Below are 21,002 nucleotides of genomic sequence, written 5' to 3'. Positions count from 1 at the left end.
GGTTAATGTCCTTTCATATACCGTTTTGCTCCGGCATTTGTTTTTGACTGCTGGCTGTAGCCGAAATCTGCTACTTTGTTGCGATCATACTGTGCAGTGAGGTTGTTATCCTTGCAGAAAGAATTATAAGCCCCGTTCTGTTCAGTCAGTCGATACGCCAAACGGTCATATTTTTCCTGGATATCTTTCTTGACCTCATCGGGGATATTGTCAGAACTCAAAATCTGCTGCTTCTCGATCAGACGCCGCTTGGTCTTCCTGATAGCTCGCTCCATCGCTCTCTGCTTCTGGGTGTTCTCGTACACTTTCTTGTTCTCCTCAGAATCAACCTTGTGTTCACTCTCCCACGGATTCCGTAGCCCTTTCGCCCATGGCTGGTGACTGTGACGACAATTATAGCCATGCAATCCCATTGGATCCAGAACAGTTCCCTGTCCCGTTGTCGGGTCAATATCATAGCCCGTATGTTCTGCCAAATTTGGATAACCCGGCTCTGATCCTCTCAGGCGGTACGCTTTCCCTTGCCATCCTGCATGATTGGAGTGTTCATCTTTCCCGGTTCTCGCACCCAGATGTGCCGATATAAGGACATAATTGGTCTGAGCCTGCGCAATGTACTGATTTGTCACCTGTGCCGATGTCTGGTTCATAGATGTCACTACACAACACCTTACAGCCGCTTCCAGTGTTCGCCTTGTTCCTGTTGGATAATCTATCATAAGTCCCTTACCGGCATAATTGTCCAGAACATCACTTACAGCGGCGGTGTAAGGCTGCACTCCAGATACAATCCGCATATCCACCTCGTCAAGCAGATTAATAAGGTCTTTCTGGGACTGATTCAAAGTTGTCCTTGTCAGGTTCGATAATTCACCAAGCGTTTTCTTGAATTCCACATCCATCACCGCAATAACTTCTGGATTTTCCAGTGGCGGGCTGATATTCTCATTGATGCCAAGCAGGATGTCCTTGTCATTGTCCCAGGAAGTCAGTACAGTGTTCTGCAAGACCTTTCTCAACTCCTGCTGTGACAGCTTGGTAAGACTCTGTAATTTCTGCTCGATCGCCGCCCGGCTTTCGCCCATCTGTGTAAGTCTCCAGATAAGCCGATCAGCTGTTGCAGTCATGCTGCCTGCCTGTAGAAGTCGCCGAGAAATATCAGTCAGGATGAAGTCCTCTAATTCCTGATAGAGAGAAAGGATCCTTTGTTCTTTTCCCAAAAAATACTCTGGATATAGCACTATTTTTCACCTACCGTTCTCTTCACCAGTCTTGTCCAATCCGGTAAATTATGCCGTTTTGCCTCCTCGAACCACTTGCTTGTTGTTCCCGGAGTATGATATTGTAAATCTCTACCAGTCGGTGATTTCTTCGGTGGTGATTGCCAACCGATAATATTACCTTGTGCATCCTTAATGGGGATATTGGGCCCATACACCTTTCCAACATAGAGATAGTGTGCATACGGTGTGTTGTACTGGATTTCACCGCCATCTATGCCCTGCGGGAACCGGACGCTACTCCTCAATGCCCCCTGTCGGAATGGTACATAAGGCTTGCAATCTGCTACAATCTGCATATTCAGTTTTTTCTGGGCTTTTTTAAGATTGCCATCAATCCGTTTGGTATCAAGTTTTATATGTACGCTGCCGACATGGCTATTAATTTTCATAATCCCCGCACCTTTAATCTGCCGAAAAGTAAATAACTGTTGCCACTTTTCTCCCAGTACTGCCTTCAAAAATAGGATTTATCTGTCGGTCTCCAATAGTTGTCTCACAGGATCCGCCACCATCTAAACTATATGCAAATCTTACCCCCTTGGAAATGAGAAAAGTAGCTATCGTATCATAGTCCATTCCTGCTTCATTTACAGTAACTGCCCCCTTTATCCCATCAAAGCTACATACAAAATAATCGCCGTTCTGGAATTGTCCAATAACCTGTCGCACTACTTTTTTATCTTTATGCACGATTTCATCCCATGTATCGGCTGTCGTACTTTTATAGTTATCGATAATAGTCCCCCAGGCTGTTACAGCATATTTATATCCTGCTTCAATTAATGCAGATGGCTGGGCCGCATCTGTCTTTCGATCTGTATACGGTGTTGAAAGTTTTCCATTTGCATCGATACACAAAGGATAACATTCTGTATCAGATATCGCTGTTCCCATATCGCTATCCATCCATGCATATTTTTTCCCGGAACTATCAGTCTTATATGCAGTCTTATCAACACCATTAATAACAAGCTGTCCCTCCGGTTTAGATGTATTGGTATTAAACAAAGATGCATTCACACAAAAAGCAGTCTTTTCACGCTTTGCATAATCTAATGCTGATATTTTAGCTCCATCAACCAGTCCATCTGCACTTGTGATAGCTACCTTAGGTGTAACCTTTTTTCCTTCTAAATCAAACTGCGGAATCCGTGCAAAATAAAAACTGCTGCCATTAAGCCTGCCATATTCAATAGATATCCCTCTGATAAGCGTATCTCTGGAATTATTTGATCCAGATATTTTTCCTTCTTCAAGTAACCTTTCAAGCTGCTCATATACCTGCTCATCTGTAGCAGCATAATTAGCTGGCGAAACTATTCTATTTCCATTTTTGTCTGTCAGAATGTAACCCATTTATGATACCTCCGTACTTACAGAAAAAGCTGCTTGTATTTGTTGCAGAATATTATCAGTAATCGTTGTTCCACCTGCAGTATACTTAAAATTGACATAAAGATACAAATCATCTTTTTCTGGAGTATACATATATTTCGTTCCTGCATTTTTCCATCCTGCATCAACTAATCTTGATGCTGTGGACGCATCGTATATTTGTGCTCCATAAAATGCTTCGGAAACTGTGTTCTCCAGGTTGACAACGTATGTTACACCTTTTTTCAAAGGTACGCCATAATCATAATTCGTATCTGTATAGTACTGTGCTGGTGGTGTGTCTCCATAATATGTGTGTGCACGCATAGTATTGCTGTCGAGCTGTGCTGCGCCGCTCGATATAAACCATCCACCATTTTTATCAACACCTACTGATACATTTGAATCCACAATAGAAATATTGACAGTATCCGTATAATTTCCACATCTCGCAGTTATCACCGTTGCCCCTTCTCCCACAACTGTAAGCTCGCCAGTAGATGAAATTGTTGCTACAGTAGGAACTGAAGATATCCATCGAAGCGTCTGTGTGCAGTCTGCAGGTGTTACCGTTGCTGTAAATTTGTAACTTTTAGCACTACTGATATCAATATTCATATCTGACTCATTAATCGTGACACCAGTGCACGGTACCACTTCCACCCCGCTATTACCCATAGGAACTTTTCCAAGTTCATCTTCTCCATACAGCAGACGAATGTATTCTCCATCTGCATCCAGTGTCAGATTTTCTTTGATTTTTTCTTTAACAAAGCTCTCTATATCCATGGGATTCTCTTCATCTTCTACTTCTTCAAACAGAACTACATTATCCGGAATCTCTGCGCCTGTCTGATCAGCATCATCAATTGCTTTCTTTAATTCCTGTATCCTTTCTTCACTTTTCGTGAATTTATCCCCAACTGTCTTTGCATCGGCAAACGCTCCTGTTTTCGTTAATGTAGCATCTGCTTCCGGCAAATCTTTCAAATCATTATAGGATATCTCTGTTCCTTTTTCTGGTAGATCCACAAGATCATTATGAGATATTCTTAGCTTTCTTCCATCTGACGTAATAAAACCTTTAAATGTATCTGCCATCTTTACTCCTCTCCAAATAATCCGCTGTCTTTGTTCTGTTGCTTTGCTTCGTTTGCAAGGGCTTTTGCTTCTTTTTCTGTCATCCCCTCAAATTTCATAAGGTAGTACCAGAATGGCACTTTTCCAGTAGAAACATACTGCCACCATCTTGTTTTGTCTTCCTGATAGGAATACAGGATATCACCAAAATCATAGTTTACTTTATAAGTCCCCACCGGTGCTAAACCATACAGATCTGCATAGACGTTCATTGCATAGATAGCTCCATCAAGGCAGGATTCTAGTTTATCTCTTACATCCTTAATAAACTGGACTGTTCTCTGCTGCTCCGCTTCCACCCCTGTAGCCGTCTGAATGCCGCTAGATTCGTTGAATACGAAATACCCATTAGAGAATCCAATCTTGTAGCCCAACTGGCTTAAAAGAGCGTTTATGCCTGTGATACGGGTGTCTGTGTTAAGCTGTGGGTTGATTTCCTGATAGAAAGCATCCGGTCCCTCACCAAATATATTCTTGATATAGTCCGGAAGTTTCATCTGCTGTCGTTTTCTTTCAAATCCCTCCGAAGATCGCGAAGAAATCGGCATACCATCCGGTATAAGAAGTCTGTCGTCTGCAAGGACAACTTTCTTAGAATCCAATATTTCTTTTGCGTTCCTGCTATATGCTATATCAAGGTCTTTCAGCTCCTCGATAGCTTCTGCAAAGATAGGCAGCCCCAGAACGGTATTCAAGTCAACATTATTCGCCTGTGGGGTGCGGAATACTCCAAATATCGGACCGTCAAGGCTCTCGCCGCTGGCTTTCATAATCGGAGGCGTATCTGGCAGCAGTCCCGCCCACTTGGTCTTGCTCATCTCTATAGGATTTCCGATGCTGTCAGCACTGGATGATACATAGGTACGGTTGCTGATGTAATAAGGCGATACGTTTACTCCATCAACCACGCTGTCTACAAACCTGTGGTATTCCAGTCGCGTATAATACTTGTCGCCCTCTGCGTACTGATCCTTGAAGATGATCCCTCTTACTTCCTGATTATCACAGTCTGTCAGAAGTACGTCCAACGGCGTAAACACATCGAATCCCTCACCGTTCGGCTTAATAAACGCTGTCCCATAAGCACATCCGTATTCTACCCAGTGCCGGATTTCAGAGTACATCCTGTCAATCTGTTCCTGGAGCCATGTCGCCCTTGCGGATCCATCAATCTGGATGCCGATCGCAAGAGTGGCAAGCCGGGCAGTTTCAGAACAAACAGACTTTGCAAAGTTGATCGTCTTGATCCTGTCGTCCTCATCCACCCAGTACGGTGTACCTCTGTATATATTCGCACATTTCTGTATCATCGCTTCCATCACAGGGGATTCGATCACCTCTGTCCGGAAGTCCTGTTCTGCCTGATTCTTGAAAAACATCCCTATCCACCTTTTTATCGTTGATATGATTCCCATTTAGTCACCTGCTGTTATCTTCTTTCCGCATACCGGACAATAGTTAATCTTGTACGGACTGGTGGTAACACTTCCGCTTGCATTTTCCGGACGTATATGCAGCATACAACCAAACCGACAGCATTCAGAATTTTCTTTCCAAAATTTCACTTTCTTGCAAAAATCACATTCCTGCATCATGCACTGTGCCCCCTTCTCGTCCATAATCTCTCTGTAGCATATCGCGCGGCATCGATCAGGTGATTATCTTTGTCCGGATAACCGCTGATGATATTCCCTTCTTTGTCCCGCTCATACTCATACTTTTTGAACTCATCCCGCGCGTTCGGTGTTCTGGCAGGATCAATAACAAGTTTTCTTCTCTGCCACCACTTCATTGAGTACTCAATACTGCCTGGCCCCTTTATAGCAGCTCTGGCAGGAAGTCCGAAATCTCTGTAATCATTTACGGATTTCGGCTCTGCACTGTCACAGGTAATCTCATAATCGTTATATTTCCGGCGTTTGATTTCCCCTGCCGTCCATTCATTTGATTTCTTGTTTTCGTACATCTCATCAATGAAATAGATCGTTTCCCGCGCCGCATCGTAGTAAAGGCGAATAAAAGCATATTTATCAGGCATCCAACCCCAGTCTACACCCTGATAGATTCTGTCAAAGTGGCTGATTTCTTCATCTGTGATCGTTCTTTCTTCGATATACTCAAAAACGTTGCCGCCATTACCATTGGCATGTCCCAGGTACTCATTGTCATATGCATCCGGGTTCGTTTCTTTCAGATGTTCCGCATCTTTCAGGAACATATCACCAAGCCATTCCTGCTCTATTCCCAGATCAAGGTATGTACTATGCTGAACCATTGCACTCTCGTCTTTTTCTTTCGCCTGTGTTGTGTACTCATTCGCCCAGTTATTCTTGCTTCTTGGCGGGTTGAAAGACTTAAACTTATATGCTTCATTACCGCCACGGATAGCAGACTGCTGAATGTTTCGGATTTCCTCAGGACCGGCGAACTGATCCAGTTCCTCAAACCAGACAATGCCAATATACCCAAACTCTGGCTTGATAGATTTAATCTTTAACGGGTCATCGGCACCACGAAAATAGATTTTCTGACCGGTTGCCTTGTATGTAATCTCCATAGGAGATACTTTGCAGGCAAATTCCTGTGACAGATTCAGCTTATCCAGTGCCCACTTCATCTGGGCATAAACAGAATCTTTGATAGTGTTGCCTACTTTTCTCAGAATCAGCGCGTGCATGTTCGGATTATTCTTAATCAGTTCCGGAATAACCAGAGATACTGTAGATGATTTCATGGATCCACGACCACCCGGAAGAATATACTCTGAATGTTTCTTTGCCCGGATATCCCGGATCATTCTGTGAAACACATCCGGGACGACACTCAGATCAAGGTGATAGACTTCTTGCAGTCGAGCTTTCTCTGCTATCCTCTGCTGTTCTTCCTTTGCTTCTTTGATAGCGAGTGCCTTTTCCAGATCATTCATGGACTTAAGCTGATCGGAGAAGTCAGGGGCAAAGCCAAAGGAATCAGTCAGTTCTCCCCTTGCGATCATAGAACGGCGTTGCTGAATCTCTGCCAGTGACATGATGTCAGTGCCTTTTTGCTTTTCGATAAGGGACTGTTTTTCGGCTATATACTCTAAAATGTTAGCTTTTGTTAGATTCTTTGCTCCTGTTATTCTTGCATTTTTCTCAGCGTATCCAGCTTTTATTGCGGCATCAGTGGCATTCCCGCCATTCTTTATATACTCGTCAGCAAACGCTTTCTGCTTAGGCGTTAATCCCATCTAATCACCCCTGTCTATTTCCATTCTCTGCACGCCTCCCATATCTCCTTTAAGCACATCACCACATCATACTGGGATGCAGTCCGCATAATCTCATGATCACAGGTCTTCCAATTCCCCCACTTATTCTGATAAAATACTGGCGTTGATACAATCGTAACTGTAATAAGTCGCTCCTGCTCCTTGCTGTAAAACTGTGATGTTCCAATCTTTATAACCAGTCCAGTAGACAATATAGCTTTCTGTAATTTCTTTGAGATTGCTTTTAAGTTCGCCACATTATCACCTCTGTAGGTAAAATATTGCTATAATATCACTTCTCACAATATCATATCATGCAGAATGGGATTTCTGAGGTGACATGTTGACGTAAAAAAAGAGAACCGGTTTAATCCAGTCCTTTGAAATCATTATTTTTTACGTATTTTACGTATTTTCTATTGACATTACGTATTTTACGTGTTACTATATACTTGTAAGGAGGAAACAATACAAATGAGATTTCGAGAAATTGAAAAAGTAGTCCTCAATGATGGTTGGAAACTGGTGGATGTGAGTGGTTCACATCATCAATATAAACATCCAACCAAACCGGGAAGAGTTACAATCCCGTTTCATCGAGGCGACATACCTCAAAGGGTTGTCAACTCCATACTCAAACAGGCGGGTCTCAAATGAGACCTGCTCCCCATAAAGAAAGGAGCGTTACCATGAATTATATTTATCCTGCTGTTTTTTATCCAGAAGAAGACGGACGTTACTCTGTCATCTTCCCGGACCTCAACGATCTGGCAACTTTTGGAGATGACCTTGCAGATGCTTTCGCAATGGCTCAGGAAGCTTGTGGTCAGTATTTATTCACATCCTTGCGCGACGGCGATGTTCTTCCTGATCCAACTCCGATTGATAAAGTCAAAAAAGATGAAGATGCTGCACTTGTCAACCTAATCTGTGTTAACCTGGATGAATTCGCCCGTGCATACAGCGACAAAGCTGTCAAAAAGACTTTAAGCATTCCTGCATGGCTTAATACCGCGTGTGAAAAATATGGTATCAACTATTCAAAAGTTTTACAGGATGCATTGATCGCCAAAATCCAGGCACATTCATAACTTTATTATAGTACAAGGGCGACACCCATTTCTGGATGCCGTCCTTTTTTAATTCCACTTCAATTTCCGCCCGCACCGGAAACCACAAGTTCTTGTGCATCCAATGCAGCACTGTTCCATGCACGGCTCTATATCATCGCCCTCTTGTATCGCGTCTAGTATCAGACTTTTTGTTTCAAACATCCGCTCGCATCCAGTATCTCTCATGTACTCACAGGCATATTCGTTGATTTTTCTGCCCTCGGATTCCGCTATGCAAGCATCACATCCAATAGATTCTTTGAGAGTGCACATTGTATATCCATCCTGAAAAATACTTATATTTGCCCTGACACACCATTCTACAGTCTGCCCTTCGTATTTTACATAATGTTCGCATTTTCGCTCGGGATAAAATGTACCGCCTCTGCACCAATGTTCCTGCTCTCCAGGCTTCTTCCAGTCGCTCCACAATGTTCGCGGTGTTTGGTCGGGAAATAATTTGCAAAACGGTTTCACCTTTGCCCGATGATCGTCCCAACAGTCACCATAGGGGCATCTGGAAGACCACCAGAACAGGCAGTTTTTACAATAACATTCTTCACATCCCATTGCCATTTTAGGATGTTCCCGATGTTCCATCCATTCAAAGATTGTTATTTGACCGTTCATGATTCTCCCGTAATCTTATCAATACAAGCATTCCAGCCTTCCGCATGTCCGGCGTCAAATGTATTTACCGGATAATCTCCTGTATCTTTCTCTGACAGTTCCATCAGCGGACACCAATCTTCTGCTTTTACTACATATGAATTATCACTTATCGCTTTACTCATTCCGGCACCTCCTGCAATAATTCTGAATTGTCGAAAACATTTCCAATAACGACCACTTTCTTCGACCAATACGAAAAATCTTTTCGATAATTGGTTTCTTCTGGAAAATCTACGCAAAATCCTAAACTTCCATTCCCGTATTCTCCAAATTCCACGGTAGCTGCAACTGTGCCATACTGGACGATATCATTCTCCCAGATTCTCTTTCCGTTCTTATCGGTCAGTCCTGTATACTGGCAAATGGTTTCTTTATCTACTTTGTGCCAATTCTCAAAGCCTAAATCTTTATCATTGGTTAAAGTAAACATATCGCTATTCTCAACTGGAATAATAATTGCTTCAAACTCTTTATCTGCATCTACCGAGAAAATCAGATTTCCCTCTACCCATTCGCCGTTGCCCAGTTTCTTTCCTCTGAAAAGTATGTCTCTCATTTTCATTCCCCTTTCCACAGTCCCAGCAACCGCATCTGATCATACATCTCCGCAAGCGTCTTTCTCTTGTATGCATAGAAATCTCTGCGGTTGATCGGAACATATCTCTCGAGTGTCATACTGTCGTACCCCTTCTGGTGTAGGATGCCGTAACTTATCAGCTCCGCAAGCCCTTTAGGGCAGGCTGACAGGGCGGCACTATAGAGGATGTCTGTGTATTCTTCCGGGAAATCCTTGAGCATGTTATTCAGTTTTTCAATGTCGTCTGCTGGGATCCCGTAATCTCTCAAGTGCTTGTGCCTTGTCAGCATGATCTTCTCCTCTCTTATTTGTCCGGATGATTCTTGCTATATGCGAGTGCAACGCATATAAGCCCAGCAGCTCCGGTTACAATACCGACTAAAAAGCCTAATGTAAAGTTAAACATTGTTCGTTTTCTCCCTTCTTTTCCGGCAATACCTCCGGATAATCAAATATTGTCATTTGTACTGGTGGAATGTCTTCCCACTCAACTCCAATGTAATCAAGTACTCTACCCCAGCCATATTTCTCGCCAGTCTTCGGATCTGTACAACAACGATACATCCAAAACTCCCAGGCTTTCGGATTTCTTTCCCTCAGTCGGTCGAATCTATGTGGACGCTGTTCCAAATGAATTCCGAATCCACACATTTCACAACCGGTTCTCTGAGCACCTGTCGTCCTCAACACTCCAATGTCATTTTCTTCGATCACTCCATATATCGCCGGAATAATTGAATCTACTGGTACGTATTCCTTAAGACTTCCATTTTTGTTTCTTCCATAAGGCTGTTCATGGAATTTTCTTTCGAAGTAATCCAAATGCTCGTGATACCATTGGTCCATCGCCAAGGCAAGCAACAATATATCCTGCCTCAAAAAAATCGCGAATGGTGCAGATCTGATTACTGTCTTGCCATAATAGTTACAGCCATGCTCGATCAGTGCTTCCTCTCTCTGACCGCCTTCACTGGCCATCATTCCAAGATACGGTGCGCTGTTGTGCTGCTTCGCCCAGTCATCACAAGGTTTTTCCTTGAGCCAATAGCAGCATTCCTTTGATACCTTAATCTCCGGATCAGGCTTTCCGTAGTGAGTACCCTCATTCTCGTTCTCATAGCCGCCAAATTTATTGAGCCATTTCTTAGGGAGCTGCATTCTGCTGTTTTTGGCAAAATGTCCCTGTGCTCCGCACTCTCCTGTAATGATCGCATGTCGCACTGTTTTATTATCCGGTGTAGGATTCTGGAGAAGGTTGATCCTGCCGGCGATCTTTTTACTTATAACCGGAAATCCAACCTCATTGAGAACCTGAACCTTGCTTTTGTATGATCGAACAATCTCAATCCCCAGTGCCTTATGTACTCTCTGGATACTGACATCTTCTACATGTGTTACTGAAATAGCTGGAACTTCGATTCCAATGCTCAGCAGCCAGATATACAGTGTGATACTATCTAAGCCTCCAACACTGACATGACAATTCATATCTCTGCTTAAAAGTTCCTCATAAAACAGCCAGGCTCTTCGTGCCTGTCGTTTCAGTTTTATCTCATAAGGCAGATTCTGCAATGCTGTAAACCTTGCCCGCTGTTCCTTTTTCTGCTGTTTCCACTCTTCTGTAGATAATTCATTTTTCATTTCTTCAAGAAGCCCGGTATACCCTTGCCCCGGCCGGAGGCTGGCTCCTTTCTGTTTTTATACTTCTACTTCGTTATCTGCTGGCATCTGAAATACCATTTTCTTCATAAGCACTTCTCCAATAGCTTTAGCCAAAAGTTCTTTCTCTTTTGATGCTGATCCTTCCGCAAACATTTTTCCAATATTTGGCACAGTCATTGGAATTAACTCTGCATCTGCATAAGCCCTCTCAATCATATCCAGCACCTTGAGAGCTTTTTCTTCGGTGGAATAGTGCCCGATAATATAATCTTCACACGAATACGAACATATAACTTTGATAGCTCCTTCAATATCCATAATACCGATCACAATCGAATTGTCCAAATTGATTAATGTTTCTCTGTCCTGACTTCTGATTAGCATCTTATTTCCTCCTCAATTATTCCATCTGATCTCCAGATCAATTCCCAACTGTTCCTTGATACTGTTGATATAGTCCGGCCATGTCGCCAGATCATCCGCAAGATACTCAGCTCCCTTGTCCATGCCGTCCATAAATCTCTGACAGCGTATCTGACCGAAACCAAAAGTATCATGCAATACCGCGATTCCAAGAATCGTAAATGTGTCTAAGGTCATCTCTTTAATCTTCTGGGATGCCTTGTCCAGATCCTTTGTTGCAAGAGATGTATGTACACCGGTGATATTTCGGAACTTTATTTCCTTCTCCAGTGCTTCAATCCCCCCCTGCTTCACTATCCTGAGAGCAAGGTCAAGACCATCTTCACGGCCTCGCTCATATTCACGCATCTTGTTCATCCGGCTTTTCTCCTCTTTGCCAAATATTCCAGCTGACGTACCGTTTCCAAAATCACTGTTGTGTATAATTCTGTGTTACTCTTCCTGATCAGCTCTTCTGCTGTACCTGTAAGTTCCTTCCAGGCTCTGTCATCTTCAACCAGAATACTGTTATACTGTTCATATAGATTTCTTGCTTCCGGGTATAACTCCCAGAGCTTTATTAATTCCTGTCCTGTCATAATTCTTCAATCCTGATATAAATTCCCGGTACCTGTGACCAGAATTTTTCTACGATCTCCGATGCCACAAGCGCGTCATCCTCCCAGAAACCAACTCTGGTCATGCAGTCCTTCAACAGCTTCTGCAAATTATCTGTGTCTGGTTTCGTGATCCGGTATGATCCATTGCCATGTTTACCATCATCAGGAAAACACCACTTCGTTACCAATCGAACACCGTTTCGATATGGTTCTTCCGGAACTTCCTTGCCAAGATATGCCATCAGTTTCTGTCTGGCAGCTTTCAGCTCTGGTGGATCATAAAATATCGGCTTCCCCTTTACGACCGTAACCTTGTGTTCCTGATGAGTTACTGTCGGAGGATTCATTGCTAAAAAAAATTCAGTCTCCAAAATTTTTCAACTCCTTCTTTTGGTGCTCAAGGTATGGTGCCCACCTGAGTGCGGGGTGGGTGGTCGTCGTGCGTAAGCTTGTCGCACGACTACCTACCCCCGCTAGGTGGGGGTACGCACATACATATATACGTAGTATATAGTTGTGCACGCACCCTTTTGTGCTCTGCACATAACCAGAAATTTATGATTTTGAGCATGTATGCACATAACCATAAAAATTATAGTTATGCGTACTGTTCGCAATCTAGGTTGTGCTCAGTCTTGTGCACTCCTTCTTCTGATGTAGGCTTTACCATCATCACCCATATATTTTTCGAATTTTCTTCTTAATTCTTTCTTCTGTCTTTTGGTTTCTCCCAGCCACGAAAGCAGTTCTCTTGAATTTGTATCAAGAGCTTCGGCCAACTCCGTAGCCGATATTTCCCTGCCATCAAACTCAATATTCTGAAATGCAATCTCAAATTCATTCAGCTTACGCTCACGAGTTTTCTGAGCATTTTCTTTCCTTTTTTGAGCTGCTTTTTCCCACATCGGTTTTTCTGCTTCCAACTGCAGATCTCTAAGGCTTCCAATCTGATCAATACGATGTACCGGATAATCAAACCACAGATTGACCGGTTCGAACTTCGGAAACTCTCTGAGCGTACCCTCAATTCTCCATGCTGTTTTTGACTTTGCAACGTTCTTTGCGGCTTCTACCTGCCTCTCCAAGGCTATCATCTGCCACTTATCCAGATGTGCTCTGCAATAATCCATCATCTGTATACTGCTTAGCAGATCATCCCGTGAAAGATCATCCTGCCACTTGAAATGGGCATCCAGATAACTCTTGCAGGCTCCACAGATAGCCTTATTCTCTTCCTGTTTCATCAAAGCTTCTGTCGGTTCCAGCTCGATCAGATCCAGGAGTGCATCCGGATCACGGGCAAATACACCAGAACCAGAAGCACGGTCCATGGATTTCTTACCGCCCTGGCTGCCTTTGCTGTGGTGATGGCAGTAAATTACGGCACAGCCCAGCTCTGTACATACTTTATCAAACTGATTACAGAAGTTTGCCATCTGATCAGCACTGTTTTCATCACCGGTAATAACCTTATAGATCGGATCTATGATGATCGCTACATAATCCTTTTTGGCTGCCCTTCTGATCAGCTTAGGTGCCAGCTTATCCATTGGTACTGATTTGCCTCGTAAATTCCAGATATCAATGTTCTGAAGGTTCTCCGGAGCGATTCCCATAGATGTATAAACATCTTTAAATCGATGCAGGCAGCTTGCTCTGTCAAGCTCCAGATTGACATACATCACACGTCCCTGTGCACAATGCCACTGCATCCACTTCTTGCCCTCTGCAATGGCAATACACAGTTCTATCTGCAGGAATGACTTACCAGCTTTGGAAGGCCCAGCGATCAGCATCTTATGCCCTTTTCTGAGGACCCCCTCTATCAGGCATGGTGACAGCTCCGGCAGATTATCCCACACTGTTTCCAATCCTTCTGGTTCCGGAAGATCATCGTTCACACCTTCGATCCACTCATACCATTCATTCCAGGATGCTTTTCCCAGATTGGTATCTACAATGAACTGTTTCTTTTCTCCACGCTGCACACCAGGCATTCTGGACAATCTGGAAGGATTCCTGTTCTGTGTATCTACATCAATGCCATTCTTCTGGCACACCTCATAAAGGTAATCCACACGCTTTCTGTATTCGTTGTAATCTGCAGCATCCACACGTACAATCGCATGAAGACTTTTCTTTCCTGAATACACCAGGCATGCAATAGGAAGTTCCAGCTCACGAAGGATAGCATTCTGTTGCTCGATATCCATATGATCTGACTCAACCAGTGCATATCTATATTCCGTTACATTTTCATTCTTACAACCATTTCCGTCTAATGGATTGAAACGGATCCAGGCTCCTGCTTCTGGATTGTAATCGCCAAGTACTGCACCAATGTCTCCATCACAGCTGTTGAGCTGTTCAATAAGCTGTCCTGCAGTACGGTCCCATGAACCCTTCTGAGGCAGCCAGCGTGTACCTTTCTCATCCGTCTTTTCCCAGCTACCCGTCACATACCCTACATTCTCGCCTGCTTCAAACAGTGTTTCCAGGTATGTGATCAGCTGCTCTGCCGGGTTCCATTTCTTAGGTTCATGGACCTCTTTTCCTTCCAGCCAGTTCTTATCTACTACAACACGGTCACTGTCAACCTGAATGCTGTCGTTCCAGTCCAGTTCATGTCCTCTTTCAGGCACCCATCCATGTTCCATCGCCATCTGCACGATAGTTCCACCAGTTACCGGGGAAGAGGATCCTGAAAAGGTCCTCCACTTCCTTTCGCACTCTCCAGAATGATACCTGCTGAAATCTTTCTGGCTCCACTGATCCCAGACGCTGATCGGATAGCCTTCCAGCTTCAGTGCCATTCCGACATTCACCCAGTCCTGATAACTCAGGGAACCGGGATCGATGTATTCAATTATTTCTGCAAGGCTTGTCCTCTGCTCCATGTTTATGCTCCTTTATACTCCTGTGGTACAATATCTTCCGGTATTCTCCAGCCATTTCCGGCTATACGGTCAATCAGGTTCTTAGCTGTTTCAAACTGCCATGTCCCTACATGCCGGAAACCTTTTCCCTCCAGATAACGTATCTGTTTTGGAGTGCTGAGTCCTTCTTTCTCTCTTTTTTCCAAATGATCGAGAATCTTGGAAGCTTTCCCTGCGTTATCGATCTGATCAGGCAGTATCCCGAGTTTTTCAAGTCGTTTCTTTTGTTTATCAGATGGCGGTTCCATCTCCCAGCCAAATGATGGCACGTAGCTCGACAGATCTTCTGCCTGGATCGACATTTCGAACTGCAATGGATCCACAAGTTTCTTCTTTCGCCGTTTCATTTCCGCAAGCTGCTTTGCCAAAGCTTCTTCTCTTTGCGCCACAACATCTTCAGAAGCTTTTTTCTCTGCCATTTCAATATCGACAGGCCTGCCCGCTTCCTTTTCCAGGTTCTCTGTCATCTTCTGGGCGACTTCTGTACTCTCGCAAATCAGACTCGCCGGATGACACAGCTCATGTCTCTCTATATGCCAGAGAAAATCTAACAGCAATAAATGGTCTTTTCCCGTTTCCGGAGACAATCTGGTTCCCCGTCCAACCATCTGACAGTAAAGGCTTCTGACCTTCGTCGGTCTGAGGACTACGATACAGTCAACAGACGGGCAATCCCATCCTTCCGTCAGGAGCATAGAATTACAAAGGACATTATATTTCCCAGAATCAAAATCTTTTAAGATCTCAGCCCTGTCTTGACTGTCCCCGTTTACTTCTGCAGCACGAAAGCCATTTTCATTCAGCAGATCACGAAATTTCTGACTGGTCTTTACCAACGGAAGAAATACGACTGTTTTCTTATCCTGGCAGTAGTTCTTCATTTCTTCTGCAATCCCCTGCAGATACGGATCCAGTGCTGTGCCGATGTCACTTGCTTTGAAATCACCTGCCTGTACGGATACACCGCCCATATCAATCTTCAATGGAATCGTCAGTGCTTTTATTGGTGACAGATATCCTTCTTTGATTGCTTTCGGCAGTGTATATTCATAAGCAAGGGATTCGAAATATGCTCCAAGATTTTTCATGTCCCCTCTGTCTGGTGTAGCCGTAACACCCAGCACGTGTGCTCCTGAAAAATGCTGCAGCACTCTCTGGTAGCTGTCAGAAATACAGTGATGTGCTTCATCTATGATGATCGTGTCAAAGTAATCAGATGCAAAACTGTTCAGCCGTTTTTCTCTCATGAGAGTCTGCACAGAGCCAACAACCACACGGAACCATGTGCCCTGGCATGAGGATTCTGCTTTTTCCACTGCACAGCCAAGTCCCGTTGTCTTTTTCAGTTTGTCAGCAGCCTGATCCAGTAACTCTCCACGGTGAGCAAGTATAAGCACTCTGCTTCCCTGACGAACACAATCTTCTGTAACCTTCGCAAATACCACTGTTTTTCCGCATCCTGTGGGAAGGACCAGCAGAGTCTTTAACACTCCGCTGTCCCACTGCTCAAAGATCGCGTCTTTTGCTTCCTGCTGGTATGGTCTCAGCTCCATTTTTTAAAATCCCCCTGGTGTAAATGCCGGCTTTGATGCTTCTTTCGGATAAAGCTTGTCGATAAAATTATACTTCTTTGTCGGATCCTTGGTACCTGCTCTCAGTCCGATCTTTGCACGGGCAGTCTTACCCGGCAGTGCACTCCAGTCCATTCGAAGCTCCTCGCCCTCTTTTTTGAGTCCAACACCGCGGAACAGCTCTGACAGTTTCCACTCCAGACTGCTGTGCAGCACATAGTTCTCACGGATAGTTATCTCTCTATTCGGAGCATGTACATGAAAGTACACAACTGCCATATTGCATGCCGGAAGCTTTCCACTTCCAGAAGATCTGCTTCTGTCAAATTTCTCAATCGTTACATTGTAGTCACCTTCCGGAAGCGGCTCGAACTCCTGAGCATCTTCTTTAATAGTGTCATCCCATCCAAATTCTCTTCCTTCTGTTGCCATATCTCATATCCTCCTTAATTAAACGGTACTTCCTGTTTTTCTTTCATTTCCTTGATCATTTGATAAACCTGCTGCCATGCCCCGATCAGGCATCCATCGATAAACTCTTTATCATAGTCTCTGATCTTCACATCTGCAGGATAGTATCCTCTGGCAGCCACTACATTCTGGATGTCCCATTCATCTACGTGATTGGCTTCCATCAGATCACGCAGTGCTTTAGGGATTGCCGGATCCTGTGCAGGGAATGTTTTCTGTTCTTCCGTTTTAGTTGGTCCATTCAATGGAAGGTTCACCTGCTCACCTGCAGTATATGTCTGCTGAACCGGTGCCTGCGCAGGCTGTGTTGCTTTTGGCTTCTCTACCTGATATGCAGGCTGTGGTTCAACTTTTGGCTGTTCAGCTGGTCTGCTGTCATCAATGATATGTGCGATTGATGAAAAGCTGAACGGTACCTGCTCCGAAAGTCCATAGCGGTTCTTTGCATCCCAGCAGGCATGATGTGATGTATACATCACACGTTCCCCGCCCTGTGCTTTTCTTTTCTGCCCCTTATCATCAACAGCAATGGAAAACGTCTTATAGTTTGCAAACAGAAGCATATCCGCCCATTCTTTAATGAGTGGGGATGTCTGGGATGATGTTTTCTTTCCAAGTTTCAGTTCCCAGCGGTCATAAGCTCCCAGTTCATCCGGCTGTTCAAACTTACGGATCTGGGCATGCGCAGTCAACACGACATTTACACCTGCTTCAACAACTTCTGAAAGCCTGTTCAGAAAACGTCCCATTTCTTCCTTTGTATAGACGTAACCATTACCATAACCAAAGTCTTCAATGCCTGATTTCTGATGTTTATCACAGATACTCTGGATACACATGGATTCCGCCCAGTCAATGGTATCAATGACCAATGTTTTGCATACATCCGGATGAGACTTCACATACTGAATCTCATCCAAAAGCATCTGCCAGCTTGTAGGCTTTGGCAGTCTTGCCACATCCATGGAATTCGTGCTTCCTTCTGTATCGATGAACACCGGATCCGGGAACTGGCTGGCAAATGTCGACTTGCCGATTCCCTCCGGTCCATAAATAACTACCTTTTTTGCACATGGGATCTTACCTCTCGTAATCTCCATTTAAAATGCACCTGCCTTCCATTCTTTCTTTTTCGGTGTTTCCGGAATATCCTGTCCAACCACGTATCCATCTTCGATAATGATCGAACATTCATCACCTGTACTTACTCTTGTTGCGATTGCCTGAAGACCTTCTGCTTCCAGCCATTCACCAAACTCCTTCAAAGACTTCATATCCATTTGTTCCAGCTTGTCCAGAAGCACAAAACCACAGTTCGGATTCAGTTTTCTTACGATTGCAGTTGACACCTTTAACCGGTCAGAACCAGACATGTTGTCCCATTTCTGGCCTTTGTAGATTAGTTCACCTTCCTTAACAGACAGTTCTGGAAGTGGAAGTTCTGCCGAATCCAAAAGCTGTGCTTTTTTATCTCTGACAGCTTCAAGATCCTTTGTCAGTGAATTGTACTGATCACGATATGTTTTTGCATCGTCTTCTGCTTTTTCCTTGTCCAGATTTGCCCTGACTTTCCGGTTGATCTCTTCGATATTGGAAATGTTCTGTTCCAGCTCTTCTGTAGACTCATCATGCAAATCCAGTGCAGATTTTCTGGCGATTTCCAGATCATTTTCCACCTGGTTCTGCTCTGCCAGAAGAACCGTCATCTGTTCATTGATACGCTGATACTTCTGCTCCAACTGGTGCAGATGCTCACGCTTTCTCTGATTTTCTCCATTTCTTGCAAGGATTTCCTGCTGTTGCCGGATCAACTCAGAGGCAGATACAAGGTCTTTGGGTGCATCTGCGAAATATGGCTGTTCCTTCGCAAACTTCTCTTTCTGGTCTGCAGTTCGGCCAATATATAAGCGTTCCTGATAAAGCTCTTTTTCCTGCTGTTCAAACTGAGTAAGCTGCGGACCAACACCAATGATCTGTAAAAGGATCTTTGCTTTTTCCGCGCCAGAAGCTTCCATAAATTTAGGAAGATCTAATGCAAGCTGTTCCACAAATTCATTAAGGAGCTGCTGTCCTGCCTTCTGTCCATTTGGATCAGTGACTTTCAAGGCACTGTTTTTTCCTTTACGCTCCACAACAAGACCATTATTCATTACGATATGTAATGTAGGTGGAATTACAGAACCTTCTCGTGTTGCCTGTGATGGTTTGTAGCGTTCTCCTCCAAGAGCCCATGCAATGGAATCAAGAACAGAAGTCTTTCCCTGATTGTTATTTCCACCAATCACAGTGAGACCATTTGCTTTTGGTTCTACTTTTACAGCCTTGATACGTTTGACATTCTCAATCTCCAGCTTATTGATCTTCATGCTCATCTTTCCTCTTCCTCCTCTTTTTTAGCCGCTGCATTATGTACCATTGTGTGTAAGATATCTTCTGTAGTAAATGGAACTGACTTTACAAGGCTTTCATCCAGTACTTTGTACATTGCTTTCAGAATCTCGTTAAATTCACGAATCAGATTATGTGAATCTCCCGCCATTTCCAGTTTCATTCCATTCTCAATTTTCTCAACTTTAATCATTGACTTTTCCTTTCTACCCTCATACAATGAAAGGGTGATAAACTATTGTTAGTGGGTCCTCCTGAGTTGCCGCTCTGAGGATCCTTTTTCGTTACGCATTCCATACACGCCACCTTTTGGCTATGCACACTATTCCAATCAGTGCCAGTGCTCCGGCAAGCTGATCACCAACATTGTTCCAGATCCAGAATGGAAGAAAGCTCGCAGAAGCTCCAATCAGGATGGAATCAATTAAATCTCTCATGTCAGTGCCTCCAATATCTCACTCTCTGGAAACTTCAATCGGATAAACAATTTTCTGAGTTCTGGATAAGTGAATTTCTCTGGATATAATTTTTTCTCTCTGTATGTTCTCACTGCCATTCCAGTAGCAGCAGCCATCTGAGCATCCGATACTCTTTCAGCTTCCATGCGCTTCAGGATGTTTCCTTTAAGGAGAACGTACTTTTTTTCTTCTGATGTGTACTGAATTGCCACATCTCTCACCTCTCTTTCCTTTTTAGTCGATATTTGTCGAACTGCTTTTTCTCACCCCGCTTTCTTTTCCATATTTTCAATTGCGTCTCTGCTTATGAGAAGTTTTACTCCTGTACGCATCAGCTCTAGGGATTTCTGATCCAGATGCTGCAGGTTTTCTGTAATTTCGCTCAAGAGAGTTTTTCTTTCTTCTGTCATCACGTTCACCTCTTTCTTATTTTTTCGATTTCTGTCTATTCTAGTTGTACATATTGTGTTTTATGTTGTATCCTCCTATACTGTAATTACAGGCACTGCCATGCCTGAATACTTAGACTAAGGAGAACAATATGAACGAATCTTCCATTTCTTTAATAAGTCACTTCTTCACAAAAGCGAACATCACGCTTTTACTTTCTATCATCGGCTCATTTGGTACTCTTATTACCCTCTATACCAAACGAAAAAATCTAAAAATCCAAGTCAGCAATGTTGCTTACAAAAAAGACCAAAAGCAAATGCTACTAGATATTACCTTTGAGAACCGTTCTCAGCTTCCCATTGCAATAACTGATGTGCATGTTTTTCTAAACAATCATGAATTAACGGTAAAAAAATACCCTTTGTGTGTAGAAGAATATTCTCATTTTCATAGAAAGGAAGTTGTTGATCGTAAGTTTCTCTATAATCTTGAATTTCCCATTGCTATTCAGCAGTTGGGAGCTTCTGCTGGCAAAATGCTTCTTGAATTTTCTCCAGAAGAGCTTGAAAATCCCTCCACTCCTCTGATTTTTCAAGTTCATTCCACTCGCGGGAAGGTACAGCAAATTGAATTGCCGTGTGATCAGATAAAACATTTGTAACTGTGGCATATCCCTCGGTAGGAACTATATTG

29 protein-coding genes are annotated in these 21,002 nt (G+C 43.6%); 3 read left to right on the top strand and 26 right to left on the bottom strand.

Annotated elements, in window-relative coordinates; genetic code table 11:
• Positions 1-2: 2 nt before the first annotated feature.
• Genes KQI91_RS10990 through KQI91_RS10955 form a run of 8 tightly spaced genes read right to left on the bottom strand, consistent with a single transcriptional unit; the run spans position 3 to position 7,304 of the window.
• Positions 3-1,241, bottom strand: coding sequence for a phage minor capsid protein (locus tag KQI91_RS10990; RefSeq protein WP_330654548.1), 1,239 nt, complete (start codon positions 1,239-1,241; stop codon positions 3-5).
• On the bottom strand, positions 1,241-1,672 hold the full coding sequence (locus tag KQI91_RS10985; protein ID WP_216392823.1) for a minor capsid protein: 432 nt from the start codon (positions 1,670-1,672) through the stop codon (positions 1,241-1,243). Before KQI91_RS10985 ends, KQI91_RS10990 begins: the two co-directional genes overlap by 1 nt.
• A gap of 13 nt (positions 1,673-1,685) precedes the next feature.
• The gene (locus KQI91_RS10980) at positions 1,686-2,639 is read right to left on the bottom strand and encodes a phosphodiester glycosidase family protein (protein ID WP_216392822.1); all 954 of its coding nucleotides are present in this window, start codon (positions 2,637-2,639) and stop codon (positions 1,686-1,688) included.
• Complete coding sequence (locus KQI91_RS10975; protein ID WP_216392821.1) at positions 2,640-3,758, bottom strand: Ig-like domain-containing protein; 1,119 nt, start codon at positions 3,756-3,758, stop codon at positions 2,640-2,642. It abuts the gene before it with no gap.
• A 2-nt stretch (positions 3,759-3,760) separates the two neighbouring features.
• On the bottom strand, positions 3,761-5,176 hold the full coding sequence (locus tag KQI91_RS10970; RefSeq protein ID WP_253288543.1) for a hypothetical protein: 1,416 nt from the start codon (positions 5,174-5,176) through the stop codon (positions 3,761-3,763).
• Between the two features lie 36 nt (positions 5,177-5,212).
• Positions 5,213-5,392, bottom strand: coding sequence for a hypothetical protein (locus tag KQI91_RS10965; protein ID WP_216392819.1), 180 nt, complete (start codon positions 5,390-5,392; stop codon positions 5,213-5,215).
• Positions 5,389-7,026 (bottom strand): PBSX family phage terminase large subunit, encoded by a 1,638-nt coding sequence (locus KQI91_RS10960; protein ID WP_216392818.1) that lies wholly within the window; start codon positions 7,024-7,026, stop codon positions 5,389-5,391. Before KQI91_RS10960 ends, KQI91_RS10965 begins: the two co-directional genes overlap by 4 nt.
• 14 nt (positions 7,027-7,040) lie before the next feature.
• Positions 7,041-7,304: a hypothetical protein gene (locus KQI91_RS10955; RefSeq protein WP_216392817.1), complete on the bottom strand. Its 264-nt coding sequence runs from the start codon at positions 7,302-7,304 to the stop codon at positions 7,041-7,043.
• A 217-nt stretch (positions 7,305-7,521) separates the two neighbouring features.
• On the opposite strand from KQI91_RS10955, the gene KQI91_RS10950 reads away from it, so the two are divergent.
• Together KQI91_RS10950 and KQI91_RS10945 are read left to right on the top strand one after the other, a co-directional pair.
• Positions 7,522-7,704 (top strand): type II toxin-antitoxin system HicA family toxin, encoded by a 183-nt coding sequence (locus KQI91_RS10950; protein WP_216392816.1) that lies wholly within the window; start codon positions 7,522-7,524, stop codon positions 7,702-7,704.
• Positions 7,705-7,736: 32 nt separating this feature from the next.
• Positions 7,737-8,138 carry a type II toxin-antitoxin system HicB family antitoxin gene (locus KQI91_RS10945; protein WP_216392815.1) on the top strand — a complete coding sequence of 134 codons (402 nt, stop codon included), beginning with the start codon at positions 7,737-7,739 and terminating at the stop codon, positions 8,136-8,138.
• Between the two features lie 48 nt (positions 8,139-8,186).
• Here KQI91_RS10945 and KQI91_RS10940 read toward each other — a convergent pair whose 3' ends face one another.
• The 18 genes from KQI91_RS10940 to KQI91_RS10855 all read right to left on the bottom strand — a co-directional run bounded on the left by KQI91_RS10940 (position 8,187) and on the right by KQI91_RS10855 (position 20,326).
• Positions 8,187-8,789 (bottom strand): hypothetical protein, encoded by a 603-nt coding sequence (locus tag KQI91_RS10940; RefSeq protein WP_216392814.1) that lies wholly within the window; start codon positions 8,787-8,789, stop codon positions 8,187-8,189.
• Entirely contained in the window at positions 8,786-8,953 is a 168-nt protein-coding gene (locus KQI91_RS10935; protein ID WP_216392813.1) for a hypothetical protein, read from the bottom strand. Before KQI91_RS10935 ends, KQI91_RS10940 begins: the two co-directional genes overlap by 4 nt.
• Positions 8,950-9,393, bottom strand: coding sequence for a YopX family protein (locus KQI91_RS10930; protein WP_216392812.1), 444 nt, complete (start codon positions 9,391-9,393; stop codon positions 8,950-8,952). Before KQI91_RS10930 ends, KQI91_RS10935 begins: the two co-directional genes overlap by 4 nt.
• Positions 9,390-9,698, bottom strand: a complete 309-nt coding sequence (locus KQI91_RS10925) for a hypothetical protein (RefSeq protein WP_216392811.1) — start codon at positions 9,696-9,698, stop codon at positions 9,390-9,392. Before KQI91_RS10925 ends, KQI91_RS10930 begins: the two co-directional genes overlap by 4 nt.
• Positions 9,699-9,795: 97 nt before the next feature.
• Positions 9,796-11,049 (bottom strand): hypothetical protein, encoded by a 1,254-nt coding sequence (locus tag KQI91_RS10920; RefSeq protein ID WP_216392810.1) that lies wholly within the window; start codon positions 11,047-11,049, stop codon positions 9,796-9,798.
• Positions 11,050-11,106: 57 nt separating this feature from the next.
• Positions 11,107-11,454: a hypothetical protein gene (locus tag KQI91_RS10915; RefSeq protein WP_216392809.1), complete on the bottom strand. Its 348-nt coding sequence runs from the start codon at positions 11,452-11,454 to the stop codon at positions 11,107-11,109.
• 12 nt (positions 11,455-11,466) lie between these two features.
• A complete protein-coding gene (locus KQI91_RS10910; protein ID WP_216392808.1) occupies positions 11,467-11,850 on the bottom strand; it encodes a hypothetical protein in 384 nt (127 codons plus the stop codon).
• Complete coding sequence (locus tag KQI91_RS10905; protein WP_216392807.1) at positions 11,847-12,071, bottom strand: hypothetical protein; 225 nt, start codon at positions 12,069-12,071, stop codon at positions 11,847-11,849. Before KQI91_RS10905 ends, KQI91_RS10910 begins: the two co-directional genes overlap by 4 nt.
• The gene (locus tag KQI91_RS10900; protein WP_253288541.1) at positions 12,068-12,463 is read right to left on the bottom strand and encodes a RusA family crossover junction endodeoxyribonuclease; all 396 of its coding nucleotides are present in this window, start codon (positions 12,461-12,463) and stop codon (positions 12,068-12,070) included. Before KQI91_RS10900 ends, KQI91_RS10905 begins: the two co-directional genes overlap by 4 nt.
• Positions 12,464-12,721: 258 nt before the next feature.
• Positions 12,722-14,989: an AAA family ATPase gene (locus KQI91_RS10895; protein WP_216392806.1), complete on the bottom strand. Its 2,268-nt coding sequence runs from the start codon at positions 14,987-14,989 to the stop codon at positions 12,722-12,724.
• 2 nt (positions 14,990-14,991) lie between these two features.
• The gene (locus tag KQI91_RS10890) at positions 14,992-16,581 is read right to left on the bottom strand and encodes a DEAD/DEAH box helicase (RefSeq protein WP_216392805.1); all 1,590 of its coding nucleotides are present in this window, start codon (positions 16,579-16,581) and stop codon (positions 14,992-14,994) included.
• A 3-nt stretch (positions 16,582-16,584) separates the two neighbouring features.
• Positions 16,585-17,031 carry a DUF669 domain-containing protein gene (locus KQI91_RS10885; protein WP_216392804.1) on the bottom strand — a complete coding sequence of 149 codons (447 nt, stop codon included), beginning with the start codon at positions 17,029-17,031 and terminating at the stop codon, positions 16,585-16,587.
• 14 nt (positions 17,032-17,045) lie between these two features.
• The gene (locus KQI91_RS10880) at positions 17,046-18,170 is read right to left on the bottom strand and encodes an ATP-binding protein (protein WP_216392803.1); all 1,125 of its coding nucleotides are present in this window, start codon (positions 18,168-18,170) and stop codon (positions 17,046-17,048) included.
• Complete coding sequence (locus tag KQI91_RS10875; RefSeq protein WP_216392802.1) at positions 18,171-19,442, bottom strand: AAA family ATPase; 1,272 nt, start codon at positions 19,440-19,442, stop codon at positions 18,171-18,173.
• Positions 19,439-19,651, bottom strand: coding sequence for a hypothetical protein (locus KQI91_RS10870; protein ID WP_216392801.1), 213 nt, complete (start codon positions 19,649-19,651; stop codon positions 19,439-19,441). The genes KQI91_RS10875 and KQI91_RS10870 overlap by 4 nt, the downstream gene beginning before the upstream one ends.
• A 91-nt stretch (positions 19,652-19,742) precedes the next feature.
• Positions 19,743-19,895 (bottom strand): hypothetical protein, encoded by a 153-nt coding sequence (locus tag KQI91_RS10865; RefSeq protein ID WP_216392800.1) that lies wholly within the window; start codon positions 19,893-19,895, stop codon positions 19,743-19,745.
• Positions 19,892-20,128, bottom strand: a complete 237-nt coding sequence (locus KQI91_RS10860) for a toxin HipA (protein ID WP_216392799.1) — start codon at positions 20,126-20,128, stop codon at positions 19,892-19,894. The genes KQI91_RS10865 and KQI91_RS10860 overlap by 4 nt, the downstream gene beginning before the upstream one ends.
• Positions 20,129-20,179: 51 nt before the next feature.
• Complete coding sequence (locus KQI91_RS10855) at positions 20,180-20,326, bottom strand: hypothetical protein (RefSeq protein ID WP_216392798.1); 147 nt, start codon at positions 20,324-20,326, stop codon at positions 20,180-20,182.
• 131 nt (positions 20,327-20,457) lie between these two features.
• On the opposite strand from KQI91_RS10855, the gene KQI91_RS10850 reads away from it, so the two are divergent.
• On the top strand, positions 20,458-20,970 hold the full coding sequence (locus KQI91_RS10850) for a hypothetical protein (protein ID WP_216392797.1): 513 nt from the start codon (positions 20,458-20,460) through the stop codon (positions 20,968-20,970).
• Positions 20,971-21,002 lie beyond the last annotated feature (32 nt).

This window comes from Blautia sp. MSJ-19, from assembly GCF_018918125.1.
In the GTDB taxonomy this organism is placed as follows: Bacteria; Bacillota; Clostridia; order Lachnospirales; family Lachnospiraceae; genus Blautia_A.
This window is presented reverse-complemented; position numbering and strand designations above follow the sequence as displayed.

Excerpts from the sequence above, each read along its gene's own strand:
- KQI91_RS10985 (WP_216392823.1), bottom strand. The coding sequence starts at position 1,672 with ATGAAAATTAATAGCCATGTCGGCAGCGTACATATAAAACTTGATACC.
- KQI91_RS10980 (WP_216392822.1), bottom strand. The coding sequence starts at position 2,639 with ATGGGTTACATTCTGACAGACAAAAATGGAAATAGAATAGTTTCGCCA.
- KQI91_RS10975 (WP_216392821.1), bottom strand. The coding sequence starts at position 3,758 with ATGGCAGATACATTTAAAGGTTTTATTACGTCAGATGGAAGAAAGCTA.
- KQI91_RS10970 (WP_253288543.1), bottom strand. The coding sequence starts at position 5,176 with ATGTTTTTCAAGAATCAGGCAGAACAGGACTTCCGGACAGAGGTGATC.
- KQI91_RS10965 (WP_216392819.1), bottom strand. The coding sequence starts at position 5,392 with ATGATGCAGGAATGTGATTTTTGCAAGAAAGTGAAATTTTGGAAAGAA.
- KQI91_RS10960 (WP_216392818.1), bottom strand. The coding sequence starts at position 7,026 with ATGGGATTAACGCCTAAGCAGAAAGCGTTTGCTGACGAGTATATAAAG.
- KQI91_RS10950 (WP_216392816.1), top strand. The coding sequence starts at position 7,522 with ATGAGATTTCGAGAAATTGAAAAAGTAGTCCTCAATGATGGTTGGAAA.
- KQI91_RS10945 (WP_216392815.1), top strand. The coding sequence starts at position 7,737 with ATGAATTATATTTATCCTGCTGTTTTTTATCCAGAAGAAGACGGACGT.
- KQI91_RS10940 (WP_216392814.1), bottom strand. The coding sequence starts at position 8,789 with ATGAACGGTCAAATAACAATCTTTGAATGGATGGAACATCGGGAACAT.
- KQI91_RS10935 (WP_216392813.1), bottom strand. The coding sequence starts at position 8,953 with ATGAGTAAAGCGATAAGTGATAATTCATATGTAGTAAAAGCAGAAGAT.
- KQI91_RS10930 (WP_216392812.1), bottom strand. The coding sequence starts at position 9,393 with ATGAAAATGAGAGACATACTTTTCAGAGGAAAGAAACTGGGCAACGGC.
- KQI91_RS10925 (WP_216392811.1), bottom strand. The coding sequence starts at position 9,698 with ATGCTGACAAGGCACAAGCACTTGAGAGATTACGGGATCCCAGCAGAC.
- KQI91_RS10920 (WP_216392810.1), bottom strand. The coding sequence starts at position 11,049 with ATGAAAAATGAATTATCTACAGAAGAGTGGAAACAGCAGAAAAAGGAA.
- KQI91_RS10915 (WP_216392809.1), bottom strand. The coding sequence starts at position 11,454 with ATGCTAATCAGAAGTCAGGACAGAGAAACATTAATCAATTTGGACAAT.
- KQI91_RS10910 (WP_216392808.1), bottom strand. The coding sequence starts at position 11,850 with ATGAACAAGATGCGTGAATATGAGCGAGGCCGTGAAGATGGTCTTGAC.
- KQI91_RS10905 (WP_216392807.1), bottom strand. The coding sequence starts at position 12,071 with ATGACAGGACAGGAATTAATAAAGCTCTGGGAGTTATACCCGGAAGCA.
- KQI91_RS10895 (WP_216392806.1), bottom strand. The coding sequence starts at position 14,989 with ATGGAGCAGAGGACAAGCCTTGCAGAAATAATTGAATACATCGATCCC.
- KQI91_RS10890 (WP_216392805.1), bottom strand. The coding sequence starts at position 16,581 with ATGGAGCTGAGACCATACCAGCAGGAAGCAAAAGACGCGATCTTTGAG.
- KQI91_RS10885 (WP_216392804.1), bottom strand. The coding sequence starts at position 17,031 with ATGGCAACAGAAGGAAGAGAATTTGGATGGGATGACACTATTAAAGAA.
- KQI91_RS10880 (WP_216392803.1), bottom strand. The coding sequence starts at position 18,170 with ATGGAGATTACGAGAGGTAAGATCCCATGTGCAAAAAAGGTAGTTATT.
- KQI91_RS10875 (WP_216392802.1), bottom strand. The coding sequence starts at position 19,442 with ATGAGCATGAAGATCAATAAGCTGGAGATTGAGAATGTCAAACGTATC.
- KQI91_RS10870 (WP_216392801.1), bottom strand. The coding sequence starts at position 19,651 with ATGATTAAAGTTGAGAAAATTGAGAATGGAATGAAACTGGAAATGGCG.
- KQI91_RS10865 (WP_216392800.1), bottom strand. The coding sequence starts at position 19,895 with ATGAGAGATTTAATTGATTCCATCCTGATTGGAGCTTCTGCGAGCTTT.
- KQI91_RS10855 (WP_216392798.1), bottom strand. The coding sequence starts at position 20,326 with ATGACAGAAGAAAGAAAAACTCTCTTGAGCGAAATTACAGAAAACCTG.
- KQI91_RS10850 (WP_216392797.1), top strand. The coding sequence starts at position 20,458 with ATGAACGAATCTTCCATTTCTTTAATAAGTCACTTCTTCACAAAAGCG.